We start from the raw sequence: 16,319 nt of genomic DNA on the forward strand, positions 1-16,319 counted from the left end.
ATAACATTACCTTTTTCCACAAAAAAACCTAGGTATTCACCTAGGTTTTTAAAATCAAATTATAGATAAACATTCCACTTACATTTTACTGTGCCTGCATTCCTACAATCGGAATCGTAGCCCACTTCGGCATATTTTTCTTCACTTTTGCCACTACAATAGTCATATCATCATTTATATAACCATCACAAGAGCGAATCACTTCTTCCATAATGATATCAGCAATTTCTTGCGGGTCTTCGGTTTGCAATTCTTTAATTTTTCGTTTCATCCACAATTCATGATTCTCCACATGCTGTGCTCCTTCAAAAATCCCATCGCTCATCATAATAAGAATATCGCCCGTTTTTAATTGTTCACCCACCACATCAACTTCAACATCTTCAATGATTCCCATCGGCAAATTACTTGCTTCAATTTTCAAAATATTATTTGCGCGTTTAACAAAACTCGGCGTCGATCCAATCTTTAAAAACCTTGCACTCGCATCCCGCAAATCTACCATAGCTAAATCTAACGTCGTAAACATCTCTTCTGTCGTTCTCAAAGAAAGAATTGAATTGATAGACTTAATTGCTATTTCTTCATCAATGCCTGATTGGAGTATTTTTTGTAATAATTTCACCGTTTCCTTACTTTCCATATGAGCTCTTTGCCCATTACCCATACCATCACTAATCGCAAGTGCATATTTACCAACACTTAAATCCATCATCGCATAAGAGTCACCCGAAACAAATCCACCGCCTTTTGCAGCTGTAGCCAATCCTGTATCAAGAGAATACGTCTTCGCCGAACCAAATGATATTAAACTATGGCCATTTGGATAAGAAGACTTTTCTTCATGTTTAACGACAATATTTTCTTTAAGGATATCTGAAAGCATCGGTGCAACTAACTTTTCACACTCACCATGTTCATTAGATGCAACTGGAATTAACATTTCAATATCAATACTTCCTCTATCTAAACAATAAATATCAACATGCTCTACTTCGACACCAAAATCTCGGAACGCTTGCATAATCTGTTCTTCCTGCACTTGATGATTTTCACGCTCTCGTTGTATCTCCTTAGCAAAATCCTCCATAACCTTTGATACACCTAATAGTTGCTCCGCTACTATTCTACGATTTTCCTTCATTTGTTTTCGTAACTTTTGTCCCTCATAGAAGTGATCTAATTCACCGGCTACTAAATCCGTCACTTTTTTCCCTCTCACACAATGCTTGTCCCACTCACGAACTAATTTACGATTATGTTGCAGGGTTCCTTCTTCCGTTTCATTCATTATTTGTTTCATATAATCGTACGTTTTATCAAAATTCACTACCCAGCATTGATCCTTTTTAAAGCATGTTTGACATGTTTTCGCAGTAATTGTACTCAAAAACAAATCTGCTTCTGTCTCTTTATCTTCTTCCTCTACATACCCATATACAGAAAAGCTATTAGATAAAGCAGCAAATACATTTGCAAATTGGTTGATTTTATTTGCTGTAACATCACGCATCCTTCTTAAATATTGTTGTTGATCTTGCGAATGCTCTTGTGTACCTGGCATAAATTTAGCAATACGATCCAAAACAAGCTTCGGTGTTAATAAGAAGATAACAATCGCTACACCTGACTCAATTAAAGTTGTTACAATATTTGTCTGTTTGTCTACATATAATGTAATTAAGCTTGTCCCAATTAATAAACCTAAACTAACACCTAAACGCTTTCCTTCTTTTAACAATCCACCAAGCAATCCAGAAAAAGCAAGAAGGCTAAGCTGAGACAAGCTAGACACATTTGCTAAACTTAATATTAGTCCTGTTACAACCCCCACTGTAGACCCTGTGGCAGCACCCGCAATAAATGCAAATACTAGCACTAAATACCTTGTAAAAATATGTTGAATAGAAGCATCATATACAAACCAATCTGTTGTACCCGTTAAAACAGATGCTAGTAATATAATCAAACAAACAATTTCTTCCGTCTCTAATGCCTGTTGTTTTCCTTTCCTTTCCACTAAAAGTGGGACACTTTGTAAAAATATCATAGTTAATACAAAACTAAGCCCAGCCTCAATGGTACTAACGAGTAAATCGTACATGGTGACAGTTTGTTGCGCAAAATATACAACAACTAAGTGTGCGGTTAATGCGGAGATAAATACTTGAAATGGAACAAGTCCAACAGTTTTACGTGTAAATCGACTAAAGAAGATATTATAAATGAAGAAGGTAAAGATAGATGCAAATGTAAAAAACAAATTATCTATCGATACTGAAAGAGCTCCTCCCATTAGAGCTAAAAATGCTAGCGGCATCTTATCCCGCTTCATAACATAAACAGCAGCAAAAAATGGCAGTGCAAACGGTAAAATATTTGTTAATATATATGCTCGTCCCAAAAGAAAACCAATAACAACAATAATAAATCCCCATCTAAAGAAAACTTGCTCAAATTTCATTCGCAACTTACTCGTCCACTTTATTCCATCAAGCTGACTCTCATTCATTGCCAATGCACTTGTATTCATAGTATTCCTTCCTGCTTTAGGCATATTTTTAACACCACCTGCATAGTTTAATTACTGTCATTATAAAAGATGATTGTTGGTTTTTTTGTCAAAACAACAGTTTTCACTTTTATAATCGTTCGACTTTTTATTCGAAATAACTCTACAGATATACAGGGTATGTAAGTTATTTTCGATATTTTAATTAAACATTCAGAAAATATAGGGTGATTTTGTAGAAGTGTTGTATATCTTCATTTATTTAACAAAAAAAGATCATGCAAATTTGCATGATCTTTTTAGATGACCCGTACGGGATTCGAACCCGTGTTACCGCCGTGAAAGGGCGGTGTCTTAACCACTTGACCAACGGGCCGTTAAATTAAATATAGCGGCGGAGGGGATCGAACCCCCGACCTCACGGGTATGAACCGTACGCTCTAGCCAGCTGAGCTACACCGCCATGTCGTCTTATTTAACGGACAATTAGTATCTTACATCAGATACTAATTAAAGTCAACACATCTCAAAAACTTTTTTGAAAATATTTTTTACATATAAAAAAGCACCCTGAGACATTACTCTGGGTACCTCTCTATATGTTAAAAACTAAACGTCCTTATTATCCGCGACGCGCGCCACGGCCACCACGTTTAGACTCTGTGTTACGCTTTAAAGAAGTTAAACGATCTTCGCTATCTTTTAAGAAGCGTGCCATCTTTTGCTCAAATGTTTCTTTCGGAGCTCGGTCGTTACCGCCACCGCGATTATCTCTGTTGAAAGAGCGATTATTACGTTGTGGACGTCCAGAACGTTGTTGATCACCACCGCGTTGGTATTCACCACGTGGACGATCTCCTTCTGTTTTTTCACGTTCTTTCGCTTTTTTGATAGATAAACCAATCTTTCCATCTTTTTCAACATTAATAACTTTTACTTCTACTTGGTCGCCCACTTTTAAGTGATCGTTAATATCTTTTACATAGTTATCAGCAACTTCACTAATATGAACAAGACCCGTTAAGCCCTCTGGCAGCTCCACAAAAGCCCCAAAATTTGTAATACCTGTTACTTTACCCTGTAACTTGCTGCCTACCTCGATTGACATAAAAAAAATGCTCCTCCTTAGTGGTTAAAAAGTCAAATTTTACTTTATTATATATAATCCTAAAATATAGTGTCAATAAGACATACTCTACTTAGAAACAGGAAAAATTATCTCCCCTTTACCAGAGAAGAAATAATCCCTTCTAGCAATCTTTAATACGTACTCTTCATCATTTAACTTTTGAACTTCGTCTTTTAGACTTTTTTCTTTATTCGTTAATGAATCCAGTTCTTTTTTCATGTCCTTAACTTTTGCTTCTTTTGCTTTAATGGAACTGTTTTGTTGATAAAACGTTACACTAATACTCGCAATAATTGTAAAAGTAAAGACAAGAAAAACCGCTAAACGGCGATAAAGTCGCTTCCTGTTCTCATCCGTTTGTATTATATGCTCTTTAACAGGATTTGGACTCTGTTTTTCGATTGTTCTTTGTCTCAGTTCCCTCATTTCCGAGGTCCCCCTAACTTCTTTTTTATATGCTCCCATAGTTGGAAGATATGTCCCTTCAATTTTGCTATATATTGCAGGAACCCTATATGTTTCACTATAAAAAGTTTAACACGATTAGGGAGAAGTTTCCATATGAGCGAAGCAATAAATCGAACAGGCCAGAAAAAAACTTTCCATATGAAAAGTAATATCCAAATCACCATTTTCCATAACACATGTCCAATTGAAAGCAGTATACGAAATAAGAATAATATAAATGCAATAAATAGCTGCGCTATAATAATAACAGGTTTTATCATGAGTAGCTGTATAATTCGAACAAAAAAATATGTTGTTTGCATAAAAATATAGATGAGAAAATTTAACAGCTTCATGTATAGTGCCTTCAATAAGCTTTGATATGCCGCAAAACCACATAATAATGCTAAAAACACATATATACGTAGCTCAGCTTCATTTACGAGAAGCAATACATAAAAGACGAATAATGCTTGGACAATCCAAAATAATATATCATGTATAAATACAAGCCAACGTTTACGTTCTTGGCGCTTTAAAAAACGTTGATATGTATCTAAAGACGCTCCAATCCAAGCACCCATTCCAATCATTGAAAGCATTGTATACAACTGAATTGTTAAGCTCATTTAAACAACTTACTAAAGAAACCTTTAGTTTTTTCCCCTTGATTTTCATCAATATACAGCATCTCATTAACTTTCCCTTTAATCGACACAATACCTTTTTCCACATCTAAATTTTTCATTTGTAAATTTTGACCACGAATCGTTAAAAAACCCATTACGGTCTCTAGTAAAAACTCTTCGCTATCAAAACTCTCTACCTGCTTCACACCGGTAATATCAATTATACGCCTGCCACGCATAATAATGTCATGCTCTACAGAAACATTTTGTTGATTAGAAGACGTAGGTGAGTAACCATTATTCACGTAAATCCCCCCATAGGTTTTTACTAGCTAATAGTAATGTATGAGGGGATACATGATTTTAGAACAAGCCTTCTTCCGCTTTTACTTTTTCTTCACGAACTAAGCTATACATATTTGCTGCATCTTCTTTTTTAGTTGTTTCTTTTAATTCATTTATTTTCACAGTCACTATTTTTTGACCAAAACGAATTGTTAATTCATCAGCTACTTTCACATCAGAACTCGCTTTTGCCACTTGACCATTAATAGATATTCTTCCTTGATCAGCTACTTCTTTCGCTAATGTTCTTCTTTTAATTAAACGTGATACTTTTAAAAACTTATCTAGACGCATATCAAATCCCCCTATTAACGCTCTGTTTGTTTCGCTTCTTCCCATAAAACATCTAACTGTTCTAATGATAAATCTTTCATCTCTTTATTCATTTCAGCTACTTTTGCCTCCATGTATAAAAAACGACCAGTAAATTTCTCATTAGTTGAACGTAACGCCTCTTCTGGATCTATTTTGTAATGACGAGCTATATTAACAAATGCAAATAGTAAATCACCAAACTCACCCAGCATCTTTTCCTCATCCATATTTGTAACCTCTTGTTGGAACTCTTGCCATTCTTCCAAAGCTTTCTCTATCATCGGTTGCACATCAACCCAATCAAATCCAACCTTACCAGCTTTCTTCTGAATTTCATAGGCGCGTAGTAACTGTGGCAAACTTTTGGGAACGCCATTTAAAACAGATTCTTTCACGAATCCTTTTTCTTGTTTTTTAATTTCTTCCCAATTTGCAATCACTTCATCAGCGCTGTTTACATCCGTATTTCCAAACACATGCGGATGGCGACGAACCATTTTCTCAGATAGAGTTCGAATGATATCATCTATAGAGAACCAACCTTCATCTTCTCCGATTTGAGCATGAAGCATAACTTGTAATAATATATCACCTAATTCTTCTACTAAGTGATCATCATCCTCTTCATCGATTGCTTCCAACACTTCATAAGCTTCCTCAATTAAATATTTCTTTAATGATTGATGTGTTTGCTTTTTATCCCACGGACAACCATTTGGACCACGAAGTTCCGCAATAATTTCTCTAAGAACATCAAACTGTTGATACAAGGACGCACGCTCCTGAACTGGCGGCACGTACACACTCGTTAAATTATTCAATTCCGTTTCATGATCTAACATGTACAACGGTACCTTCTTTACTTGTTCAAATGAAGTTCCTGCAGCTGTTACGATATACACTTCATAATCATCTGGTAACATCTCCATTAATGTTAATTTCACATCAGATGCAACGAATGCATCATATACTTGGCAAAAGATTAAATGTTGACGCAGTTCTAATTGCCCTCTTTCAAATGATGTAGCATCAAGTAATTGGAATCCTTCAATCGGATCAATCTTTAGACTTGCAAACATAGGATCAAGGAAACTTTGTCCACCCTCAATTCGCACTTCAACATTTGAAACTTCTCCTTTTTCTAACAGCAGCTGAACTGTTCTTTCTGCTACAAGTGGATGCCCGGGAACAGCATAGATAATTTCTGTACCTTCAGCTTGTTCTAGCAATTTATTCGCAATTGTTTCATATACAATTTCAAACGTATCATGCGCTTCATATACAGCATCAAAAGACGTATATTGTACGCCTTCTTTCTCCAATTCTTCTATAACTGGATGTTCCTTCGTTCTAACAAACAGATGGTCTGCTTCTTTTATTTTTCGATATACACCCATCGTTAGCTGATCTAATTCACCAGCTCCTAAACCTAAAATAGTAATGATTCCACTCACAACCAGTCACCTCTATCCACTCTTCTTCAATGAACCTTCTTTTTTCTCTTGTTTCATAACGGTTCCTAATTCTTTTTTTGTAAATACACGTAATTTCAAAATAAAAAACATATATGTCAATCCGCCGATGGCTACACCTAACAACGCTTCAAGCGTCGCGCTTCCTCTATGTTCCGTATTAATTACTAATCCAGACATCTGTAACACACGTGTGAACATCATTAATACAAACCCCATACAGATACCACTAATTACTATCCCTAACATATTTCGCTTATTAATAAGTGACCCTGATACAGCTCTCGTAAGCAACAAACTATTTAATCCAGAGATTATAATTAACGCACATAAAGTCGCAAAAGCTGCGCCTTTCACACCAAAATAAGGCATGAATATATAATTTAACGCTAACTTTAAGCAACCTCCAAATACAACAAATAACGCTGGCTTAAACGTTTGCCCCAATCCTTGTAAAATAGAAGCTGTCGTAATTGACAATGAACTAAATAAAATAGATAACGATAAAATAGATAAAACATCTGATCCATCACTGTTTTCAAACAACATAATATTCGTAGGTTGAATAATACAAGTTAGTCCAATAGCTGCTGCAAGTCCAATAACAAATGTTATTTTCATTGCTAACTTTACCTTTTCTTGAATAAAGGAAAGATCTCCTCTTTCCTTCGCCGCTGTAATAATCGGAATAAGTGACAACGAGAAAGAAGTCGTCACAACAGTACCTAATTGCATTAGCGGAATACTTCTATCATAAACACCCTTTAATACCTTTGCATTTTCAGCCTGTTCTCCCGCACCAATAAGTAAGCTGTAAAAGGACACTGAATCAGCCATCTGTATAAAAATAAGCACTAAATTACTAACACAAATCGCTAACCCCTGCCAAAAAAGGATTTTAACTATCTTCCTTTTACCCTTAATTCTCGCTGCACTTTTGAAGAATATAGAACGAAAATCTTGACGCATATACAATATAAGTACAATAATCCCAATAAGTCCACCTGCAATTGAGCCTAACATAGCCCCTGCACCAACTGTATATAAATCAAATCCGTGAGCAATTAGGAATATCGATAAAAATACAATAATAGAAACTCGAATTGTTTGTTCTATTACTTGCGAAACAGCCGTTGGCATCATATTATTGAATCCTTGAAAATACCCTCTTGCTACAGACAAAAATGGCATCAATAAGAATGAAAATGAAATAACACGTAGTAACTTATCTAAGTGTATATCGCCCATAGCTATCGCAATTGTTTCGGCCCCAAAAAACAGTGTAAAGAAGCCTATAAAACCAATCCCTAATAAGAACCAAAAAGATATACAAATAATTTCTTCTGCTTCTTTTTGTTTTCCCCGCTCTAGTCGTTCTGCAACCATTTTCGAAATGATAACAGGAAATCCATAAGTAGCTAAAATTAAACAAAATCCATAAAACGGGTAAATTTGTTGGTAAATATAAAACCCAATATCCCCCGCTATATTTTGATATGGAATACGGTAAAAAGCGCTTAATACTTTTGTAACGAAACTTGCAATCGTTAATATAATAGCCCCACGCCAAAAGGCTTGATACTTCTTCGCTTCCATACAAGAAAACTCCTTTTTCTATTCTCACCTCTCGTATTATATCATAAAGAAAAGAACAAACTCCCTTACCAACACGGGTAATAATGAGTTCCTAAATGTTAAAAATATTCAATGAAAAAAGGTAGCAAAGTGCTACCTTTTTTCAATATACATATATCTCCAAATAATTGATTTCTCAAAAAGAAAGATCATAATTAGGAAAGATTGCTACTTCTAAAATCAATATACCCTTACTGTTCCATTTGTTTCGCTAAGAAACTGGCAGCAGTATTAACCGCTTTATGCTCGATCTCGCTTATAATGGCTTCTTTTGAAAAAATAATGACGGCTCCAATCGGATCTCCGTTTGCAACAATCGGTCCAACTGTATAAGAATGAACCTTTTCTGTTACACCATCAATAATGGAAATATCACTTTCATCCGTCATAATAACAGACTTTCGTTCTTCCATCGTTTTTTCAATTAGATCGCCAACACTTTTATTTAAGTATTCTTTTTTCGATACGCCTGATACTGCGATGATAGAATCTCGATCACACACAAGCACATTATGTCCTAAGCTGTCATATAAAGCATCAGCATATTCTTTCGCAAAATCACCTAGCTCACTAATTGGAGAATACTTCTTTAAAATTACCTCTCCATCGCGATCAACAAATATTTCTAGTGGGTCTCCTTCTCGAATACGTAAAGTTCTACGAATTTCCTTCGGGATTACTACCCTGCCTAAATCATCAATTCGACGTACGATTCCAGTTGCTTTCATTCTAATGCTGCCTCACTTTCTACTGATGATCAAAGTGGTGAATTTACCTGTTCATGTAAAAATCACCAACTGTTAGACATAGTATTTTACACATTAGTTCTTCTATGCACGTCGAATTGTATTTTTTTATCTTATTTTAGGCATTTATTACTTCTTTTTTTACATCTGGTAAGCCTTTTAATAAATTTTCAGCAATTGTTAACCACTTCGATGTCTCTAAGCCATTTGTTTTCATAACAATTTTCAATTGTGATCCTTCCATTCCTAAACCGATCATACGTCCAAAACTATTTCCGAGCATGAATAATTTTCCACCATCAATATTTTGACTTGCTTGTTCAGAAAACAGGAATGTTACTTCAAATTTATTCTGCTTAATTAATTCAATTTGTTCTTTCATTGCCAACACTTTAATATTTGCAATTTGTAATAAATAACCAACTTCTTGTGGATAATCGCCAAATCTATCGATCATTTCTTCCTGCAATTCTTCAATATCCTCAATTGCAGAAACACCTCTAAATTGTTTATACATCATAATTTTTTGCTTACTATCTGAAATATAAGCATCTGGTAAGTATGCATCTACCTCTAAGTCAATTTCAACATTAACTATATTTTCAGCCCCATCTGTTCCTCTACGCTGTTCAATTGCATCTTTTAACATTTGCGAATATAGATCAAATCCGACAGAATCAATAAATCCATGCTGTTCTGCCCCTAACAAATTACCTGCTCCACGAATAGATAAATCTCTCATCGCAATTTTGAAACCAGATCCAAGTTCCGTGAACTCTTTAATTGCTTGTAGACGCTTCTCTGCAACCTCTGACAGCACTTTGTCACGTTTATATGCAAAGTATGCATACGCAACACGATTAGAACGTCCAACACGCCCACGAAGCTGATACAACTGTGATAATCCCATACGATCTGCATCAAATACAATTAACGTATTTACATTCGGAATATCTACACCCGTCTCAATAATTGTTGTACTTACAAGAACATCATGCTGTCCTTCTAAAAATGATAGCATAACAGACTCTAATTCGCTTTCGTTCATTTTCCCATGTGCGTACGTTACGCGGGCATCTGGAACTAACATCGAAATTTCATCTGCTTTTCTTTCAATATCCTCTACACGGTTATATAGGAAGTAAACTTGACCACCTCTTGCAAGCTCTCGCTCTATTGCCTCTCGCATTAACGCTGGATTATACTCGACTACATACGTTTGGACTGGGAAACGATTTTCTGGTGGTGTCTCAATAACAGATAAGTCGCGCACACCAAGCATAGACATATGAAGCGTCCGCGGAATCGGAGTTGCCGTTAATGTTAATACGTCAACATTTGCCTTCAATTGTTTAATTTTTTCTTTATGTGTTACACCAAATCTTTGTTCTTCATCAATAATAAGAAGCCCTAAATCTTTATACGTAACATCTTTAGATAAAATACGATGTGTTCCGATTACGATATCTACTGTTCCATCCTTTAAGCCCTTAATTGTTTCATTTTGTTGTTTTCTCGTACGGAATCTACTTAATAAGCCTATATTGATCGGATAATCTTGAAAACGCTCTCGAATTGTTTCATAGTGTTGCTGCGCAAGAATCGTTGTCGGTACTAAAATTGCAACTTGTTTTTCATCCATAATTGCTTTAAATGCCGCACGAATAGCCACTTCAGTCTTTCCATACCCTACGTCACCACAAAGGAGCCTATCCATCGGGCGTCCGCGTTCCATATCTTTTTTAATCTCGTCAATAGAACGTAACTGATCCTCTGTCTCTTGATACGGGAAAGAGGATTCGAACTCTTGTTGTTCTGCCGTATCTGGTGTATATGCATAGCCTTTTGAAGCTTCGCGCTCAGCATATAGTTTAATTAGGTCATCCGCAATGTCTTGTACAGATTTTTCAACTTTCGTTTTAACCTTTTTCCAATCATTACCACCTAATTTATAAACTTTCGGATCCTTACCTTCAGATCCTACATATTTTTGGACTTGATCAATTTGTTCAATTGGAACGTATAGCTTATCATTACCTTGATATTTAATATTTAAATAATCTTTGTGAACACCATTAATCTCTAATGTCTCAATACCTAAAAATTTACCTATACCATGATTTACGTGAACTACATAATCTCCAACTTTTAATTCCGAATAACTTTTAATACGTTCAGCATTCGATAACTTTTGTTTACGTTGTGATTTTTTAACTTTCTTATGAAAAAGCTCCTTTTCAGTAATGACAACAAGCTTTTGCATCGGCATTTCAAATCCTGCATGTAAATCACCTACAGCAATTTGTAACCTTCCAGGCAATAAGATATCTGTACCTTCTACAATATCTGCCTCAATATCATAATCACTTAAAATATGTTGTAATTTTTTCACACGTTCATCATCTGTTCCAAGTACAACAGTCGTAAAATGCCCTTCATTCCATCTATCAATTTCTGTTTTTAACAAATTCATCTGTCCATGGAAATCTTGCATTGTTTTACATGTTACATTAACAATATTTTGCGGATGTGTGTGTGCGATATGACGCAAGAATAACGTTAAATATACAAAACTTCTTTTTTTATGATGAAGAAACTCCTCGAATGGGTGAGAGAAAGATAAATCTTGAATAATTGTTCCTTCACCAAGAAGTGATATATACCATTCCGCCTCTTCTGTTTCAAGATGCGATGCTGTTTCTTGAATACGGGAAATCTCGTCTAAAATTACAACACCGTCTTCTGGTAAATAATCTATCAGACTAGCAGGTTCTTTATAGAAAATAGATAAGTATTTAAACATCTGTTCTATACTTTGTCCGTTTTTCAACATCTCAATTTCATGACTTACCGTCTCAAGCACTGTAGTCTTTAGTTTATCATCAGAAAGTTTTTGCATCGTCTTAGTTAAACCTTCTTCAAGATGCTGAATTCCTGATTTTAATTCTTCCTGTGAAAATAAAAACTCTGTTGCCGGACCAAACCTAACGCTTTCTTTTTTACCTTGAGAACGCTGTTCATCCACATCAAATAATCGAATAGAATCGACTTCTGTATCAAAGAATTCAATACGAAATGGTAGTTCTTCAGTTAAAGGATAAATATCTAATATTCCCCCACGCAAACTGAACTCCCCTGGAGCTTCTACCATCGACTTACGTTCATAGCCAATATGATGTAAAGTATGCAAGAGCGCATCTAAATCAATCTCTTGCCCTAGATTGATTTCAACTTGCTTTTGCTTCCACAATTCTTTTATTGGTAAAAATCTACGCAATCCTGCCACTGGCGCTACAATGATTCCATTCTCTCCCGCAGCCAAGCGATTTAACACTTCTATACGTTGCGCCTTCAATTCTGGACTTGCAACCCCAATTTCCGATGCTATCAGTTCATTCACTGGATATAGCCACACATCTTTTTCACCAAGTAACGCCACTAAATCTTCATGTACTTTTTGTGCTTGGTATAAGTTATGTGTCACGATTAATTGTGATTTTTTTGTTTTTTTATATAAAGCCGCCATTAATAACGAACGAGAAGACGTTGCCATCCCTGATATAAGTTGTTCTTTTAACCCATCTTCTAATCCATTAATAACCGATTGTATCTCTTCATTTTTATAAAATTGCTCTAATAAACCTATCATTTTTAAAACTCCTCTCAACATAAAGAGCAAGTCATTCTATTTTATGCAAATATTTTGGAAAAGGAAAACAGAAAAATGCTTTGGACATGCCAAAGCGACAACATTTTATTGCAGAAATTTTTCATACTCATAATACTCAGGATAAGATGCGAGCGTTTCTTGACACGATTCACAAATCGTTTTTATATATATATTTCCATTCTCATGAAAATGAATCATTTCTACTACTTCTTGCTCTGTTAGTTGAAATAAAACGTCGCTATATACTTTTTCTGCGTTAATGGAGCCTACATTACCTCCGCAGTGTCTGCAATAATAATACCCTTCCATACTAGCCTCCTAAAAATTCAATTACTACTAGTATGGGTAAAACAAAAGAGAAATATTCCCAATCTCATTTTTAACTATTGAAAGTATTCATGATTTGGAGAAAAGGCTTATTTAGCCACTCTTCACATGCATCCGCTGCTTTTTCAATAGAATGGTTAACATCCGGAATCTCTTCAGATGTAAAGCGTCCTAATACATAATCGACTACCTTCATTCCATTTTTCGGGCGATCGATTCCCATACGGATACGTTGAAATTCTTGTGTTCCTAGGTGCGAAATCGTTGACTTTACACCATTATGTCCACCAGCACTACCTTTCATGCGAAGACGCAATTTACCTACAGGAATGTCCAAATCGTCGTACATAACAACGAAGTCCTCAACATCAATTTTATAATAATCCATGAGTGGACGAATACTTTCCCCAGATAAGTTCATGTATGTTAGGGGCTTTAATAAGATTACCTTTTCTCCATTAACAAACCCTGCACCAAATACACCTTTAAATTTTTGTTCATTCAAAGAAATGTTCCAACGCTTCGCAAGTTCATCAATGGCCATAAATCCAATATTATGCCTTGTTAATTCATATTCTCTACCTGGGTTCCCAAGTCCTACTATCAATTTCATTCTTGTACCACTACTTTCTTTTTTCGATACGAAAAGACGTAACCAATTTTGGTTACGTCTCATTCTATCCAATTAATTGAATAATACACTCACAGATTCTTCTTCGTATACACGAATGATTGCTTCTCCGATTAATGGAGCAACTGAAAGTTCATGTACTTTGTCGATTTTCTTCTCTTCTGGTAATACGATAGAGTTCGTTACAACTAACTCTTTAATATTTGAATTTTGAATACGCTCAATTGCTGGACCAGATAATACTGGGTGTGTACAGCAAGCATATACTTCAGAAGCACCGTTCTCAACAAGAGCGTTTGCTGCTAATGTAATTGTACCAGCTGTATCAATGATGTCATCAATTAAAATCGCTGTTTTACCTTCAATATTACCGATAATGTTCATTACCTCTGATACGTTCGGGCGAGGACGACGCTTATCAATAATAGCGATTGGCGCTTTTAGACGATCTGCCATTTTTCTTGCACGAGTTACACCACCATGGTCAGGAGACACGATTACGATATCTTTAAGACCTTTTGTTTCAAAGTAATCTGAAAGAATCGGTACACCCATTAAGTGGTCGATTGGGATATCAAAGAACCCTTGAATTTGTGGAGCATGTAAATCTAGAGTGATTACACGAGTTGCACCTGCTGTTTCAAGCAAGTTTGCTACAAGTTTCGATGTAATTGGTTCACGAGAACGCGCTTTACGGTCTTGACGCGCATAACCATAGTAAGGAATAACAATATTAATTGTTTTCGCAGATGCACGCTTTAATGCATCAATCATAATAAGTAATTCCATGATATGTTCGTTTACTGGGAAGCTTGTAGATTGAATAATGAATACATCGCAACCACGGATACTTTCTTCAATGTTAATTTGAACTTCTCCATCACTAAAACGATCAACAGAACATTTTCCTAGCCCTACTCCAATATGCTTTGCAATCTGCTCAGCAAGTTCCTTATTAGAGTTTAAAGAGAATACTTTCAAATTAGAATTTAGATATTGAGTCGACATCTAGATTAACCCTCCACATTATGATTTTTTCTTATTCAGCAATTGATCAACATAGTCTTCTTTGTTAACTTGACGTGCACGTGCTACCGATAATGCTTTTGATGGAACATTCTCTGTAATTGTAGAGCCTGCTGCCACATAAGCACCATCTTCAACTGTTACTGGAGCAACAAGGTTTGAATTACATCCAATAAATACCCCATTACCAATCACAGTTTTGAATTTATTCTTACCGTCATAGTTCACCGTAATTGAACCACAACCAAGATTCACGTCTTCTCCAACTTGTGCATCCCCGATATAACTCAAGTGTGAAGCTTTACTTCTATTACCAAAGACAGTTTTTTTGATTTCCACGAAGTTTCCAACGCGTACTTCGTCTCCAATAACTGAATCTGGGCGAATATGTGCAAATGGACCAACCGATACTTCTGTACCAAGCTTACTATCATGTACAGTAGATTGTCGAATTGTCGTACGATCTCCAATTTCACTATCGCGAATTACTGTATGCGGTCCAATTTCACAATCAGAGCCAATTACAGTGTTCCCCTCAATAATTGTTCCTGGATGAATAACTGTATCACTACCGATAACTGCATCAGCAGAAATATAAGTGTTACTTGGATCAATAATTGTAACACCGTTTACCATGTTCTTTCGGTTGATACGGTTTTTCATAATAATTTCCGCTTGCGATAGAGCGACTCTGTCGTTAACACCTAACGTTTCGTCGAACTGCTCTGTTTGATAAGCTGATACGATATGACCTTCATTTTTTAAAATCTCAATAACATCTGGAAGGTAATATTCACCTTGCACGTTATCATTTGAAACTTTAGAAAGTGAAGCAAATAAAGCCTTATTATCAAAACAATACGTACCTGTATTGATTTCTTTAATAGCTAATTCTTTCTCATTTGCATCTTTATGCTCAACAATCTTTTCAACATGACCATTCTCATTACGAACAATACGGCCATATCCAGCAGGCTCTTCTATGTATGCTGTTAGCACCGTCGCCATTGCTCCTGCTTCTTTATGTTGCTGAAGTAATGCTTCCATTGTTTCAGCAGTTATTAGAGGCGTATCACCACAAATAACTAAAGTTGTTCCTTCTTCATTTGCAAGTACACTTGCAGCTTGATCTACAGCATGTGCTGTACCAAGTTGTTCTGCTTGTAATGCAAATTCACTTACGTTCCCTAGCTGTTCTTGTACCATTTCAGCACCATGTCCAACAACCGTTACAAGTTTCTGCAATCCTAATTGAGATACTTGATCGACTACGTGTTGTACCATAGGTTTTCCACATACAGGATGCAGCACTTTGTATAGCTTAGACTTCATACGTGTGCCTTTACCTGCAGCTAGAATCACTGCAAATCTGTTTGACATATAGACCCTCCATCGCAACCTATTTATCCATTAAAGATATTATCCTAAATCATCA

General features: G+C 35.7%; 14 protein-coding genes and 2 tRNA genes. All 16 read right to left on the bottom strand.

The genetic code is table 11. The features are described from left to right. Nucleotides 1-85: 85 nt before the first annotated feature. Nucleotides 86-2,557 carry a stage II sporulation protein E gene (gene spoIIE, locus MKY38_RS21965; RefSeq protein WP_001123541.1) on the bottom strand — a complete coding sequence of 824 codons (2,472 nt, stop codon included), beginning with the start codon at nucleotides 2,555-2,557 and terminating at the stop codon, nucleotides 86-88. A 259-nt stretch (nucleotides 2,558-2,816) separates the two neighbouring features. Then, nucleotides 2,817-2,888, bottom strand: a tRNA-Glu gene (locus MKY38_RS21970). 13 nt (nucleotides 2,889-2,901) lie between these two features. Then, a tRNA-Met gene (locus tag MKY38_RS21975) sits at nucleotides 2,902-2,975 on the bottom strand. Between the two features lie 159 nt (nucleotides 2,976-3,134). Then, nucleotides 3,135-3,620 (bottom strand): S1 domain-containing RNA-binding protein, encoded by a 486-nt coding sequence (locus tag MKY38_RS21980; RefSeq protein ID WP_000021451.1) that lies wholly within the window; start codon nucleotides 3,618-3,620, stop codon nucleotides 3,135-3,137. An 87-nt stretch (nucleotides 3,621-3,707) separates the two neighbouring features. Further along, entirely contained in the window at nucleotides 3,708-4,067 is a 360-nt protein-coding gene (gene divIC / locus MKY38_RS21985; RefSeq protein WP_001208739.1) for a cell division protein DivIC, read from the bottom strand. Beyond that, nucleotides 4,064-4,717 carry a spore cortex biosynthesis protein YabQ gene (gene yabQ, locus MKY38_RS21990; RefSeq protein ID WP_000059772.1) on the bottom strand — a complete coding sequence of 218 codons (654 nt, stop codon included), beginning with the start codon at nucleotides 4,715-4,717 and terminating at the stop codon, nucleotides 4,064-4,066. The genes divIC and yabQ overlap by 4 nt, the downstream gene beginning before the upstream one ends. Then, nucleotides 4,714-5,022 (bottom strand): sporulation protein YabP, encoded by a 309-nt coding sequence (gene yabP, locus MKY38_RS21995; RefSeq protein ID WP_001059104.1) that lies wholly within the window; start codon nucleotides 5,020-5,022, stop codon nucleotides 4,714-4,716. Before yabP ends, yabQ begins: the two co-directional genes overlap by 4 nt. Nucleotides 5,023-5,080: 58 nt before the next feature. Next, nucleotides 5,081-5,356 carry an RNA-binding S4 domain-containing protein gene (locus tag MKY38_RS22000; protein ID WP_001234876.1) on the bottom strand — a complete coding sequence of 92 codons (276 nt, stop codon included), beginning with the start codon at nucleotides 5,354-5,356 and terminating at the stop codon, nucleotides 5,081-5,083. Between the two features lie 14 nt (nucleotides 5,357-5,370). Next, nucleotides 5,371-6,831, bottom strand: a complete 1,461-nt coding sequence (mazG, locus tag MKY38_RS22005; RefSeq protein WP_000014239.1) for a nucleoside triphosphate pyrophosphohydrolase — start codon at nucleotides 6,829-6,831, stop codon at nucleotides 5,371-5,373. 12 nt (nucleotides 6,832-6,843) lie between these two features. Then, a complete protein-coding gene (locus MKY38_RS22010; RefSeq protein ID WP_341049687.1) occupies nucleotides 6,844-8,445 on the bottom strand; it encodes a putative polysaccharide biosynthesis protein in 1,602 nt (533 codons plus the stop codon). A 230-nt stretch (nucleotides 8,446-8,675) separates the two neighbouring features. Beyond that, on the bottom strand, nucleotides 8,676-9,212 hold the full coding sequence (spoVT, locus tag MKY38_RS22015; RefSeq protein ID WP_000648302.1) for a stage V sporulation protein T: 537 nt from the start codon (nucleotides 9,210-9,212) through the stop codon (nucleotides 8,676-8,678). A gap of 136 nt (nucleotides 9,213-9,348) precedes the next feature. Further along, nucleotides 9,349-12,879: a transcription-repair coupling factor gene (gene mfd, locus MKY38_RS22020; protein WP_065223762.1), complete on the bottom strand. Its 3,531-nt coding sequence runs from the start codon at nucleotides 12,877-12,879 to the stop codon at nucleotides 9,349-9,351. Between the two features lie 105 nt (nucleotides 12,880-12,984). Further along, nucleotides 12,985-13,209 carry an anti-sigma-F factor Fin family protein gene (locus MKY38_RS22025; RefSeq protein ID WP_000399438.1) on the bottom strand — a complete coding sequence of 75 codons (225 nt, stop codon included), beginning with the start codon at nucleotides 13,207-13,209 and terminating at the stop codon, nucleotides 12,985-12,987. A gap of 70 nt (nucleotides 13,210-13,279) precedes the next feature. Next, nucleotides 13,280-13,840 (bottom strand): aminoacyl-tRNA hydrolase, encoded by a 561-nt coding sequence (pth, locus tag MKY38_RS22030; RefSeq protein ID WP_000767702.1) that lies wholly within the window; start codon nucleotides 13,838-13,840, stop codon nucleotides 13,280-13,282. Nucleotides 13,841-13,912: 72 nt separating this feature from the next. Continuing rightward, nucleotides 13,913-14,866, bottom strand: a complete 954-nt coding sequence (locus tag MKY38_RS22035) for a ribose-phosphate diphosphokinase (RefSeq protein ID WP_000107420.1) — start codon at nucleotides 14,864-14,866, stop codon at nucleotides 13,913-13,915. An 18-nt stretch (nucleotides 14,867-14,884) separates the two neighbouring features. Beyond that, nucleotides 14,885-16,264, bottom strand: coding sequence for a bifunctional UDP-N-acetylglucosamine diphosphorylase/glucosamine-1-phosphate N-acetyltransferase GlmU (glmU, locus tag MKY38_RS22040; RefSeq protein ID WP_065223761.1), 1,380 nt, complete (start codon nucleotides 16,262-16,264; stop codon nucleotides 14,885-14,887). Nucleotides 16,265-16,319: the final 55 nt, after the last annotated feature.

Origin of the sequence: Bacillus sp. FSL R5-0585, assembly GCF_038004545.1 — a bacterium.
Lineage (GTDB): Bacteria > Bacillota > Bacilli > Bacillales > Bacillaceae_G > Bacillus_A > Bacillus_A cereus.

What these genes read in the sequence shown, in the direction of transcription:
- spoIIE (WP_001123541.1), bottom strand. Translation starts at nt 2,557, where the DNA reads ATGCCTAAAGCAGGAAGGAATACTATGAATACAAGTGCATTGGCAATG.
- MKY38_RS21980 (WP_000021451.1), bottom strand. Translation starts at nt 3,620, where the DNA reads ATGTCAATCGAGGTAGGCAGCAAGTTACAGGGTAAAGTAACAGGTATT.
- divIC (WP_001208739.1), bottom strand. Translation starts at nt 4,067, where the DNA reads ATGAGGGAACTGAGACAAAGAACAATCGAAAAACAGAGTCCAAATCCT.
- yabQ (WP_000059772.1), bottom strand. Translation starts at nt 4,717, where the DNA reads ATGAGCTTAACAATTCAGTTGTATACAATGCTTTCAATGATTGGAATG.
- MKY38_RS22000 (WP_001234876.1), bottom strand. Translation starts at nt 5,356, where the DNA reads ATGCGTCTAGATAAGTTTTTAAAAGTATCACGTTTAATTAAAAGAAGA.
- MKY38_RS22010 (WP_341049687.1), bottom strand. Translation starts at nt 8,445, where the DNA reads ATGGAAGCGAAGAAGTATCAAGCCTTTTGGCGTGGGGCTATTATATTA.
- spoVT (WP_000648302.1), bottom strand. Translation starts at nt 9,212, where the DNA reads ATGAAAGCAACTGGAATCGTACGTCGAATTGATGATTTAGGCAGGGTA.
- mfd (WP_065223762.1), bottom strand. Translation starts at nt 12,879, where the DNA reads ATGATAGGTTTATTAGAGCAATTTTATAAAAATGAAGAGATACAATCG.
- MKY38_RS22025 (WP_000399438.1), bottom strand. Translation starts at nt 13,209, where the DNA reads ATGGAAGGGTATTATTATTGCAGACACTGCGGAGGTAATGTAGGCTCC.
- pth (WP_000767702.1), bottom strand. Translation starts at nt 13,840, where the DNA reads ATGAAATTGATAGTAGGACTTGGGAACCCAGGTAGAGAATATGAATTA.
- MKY38_RS22035 (WP_000107420.1), bottom strand. Translation starts at nt 14,866, where the DNA reads ATGTCGACTCAATATCTAAATTCTAATTTGAAAGTATTCTCTTTAAAC.
- glmU (WP_065223761.1), bottom strand. Translation starts at nt 16,264, where the DNA reads ATGTCAAACAGATTTGCAGTGATTCTAGCTGCAGGTAAAGGCACACGT.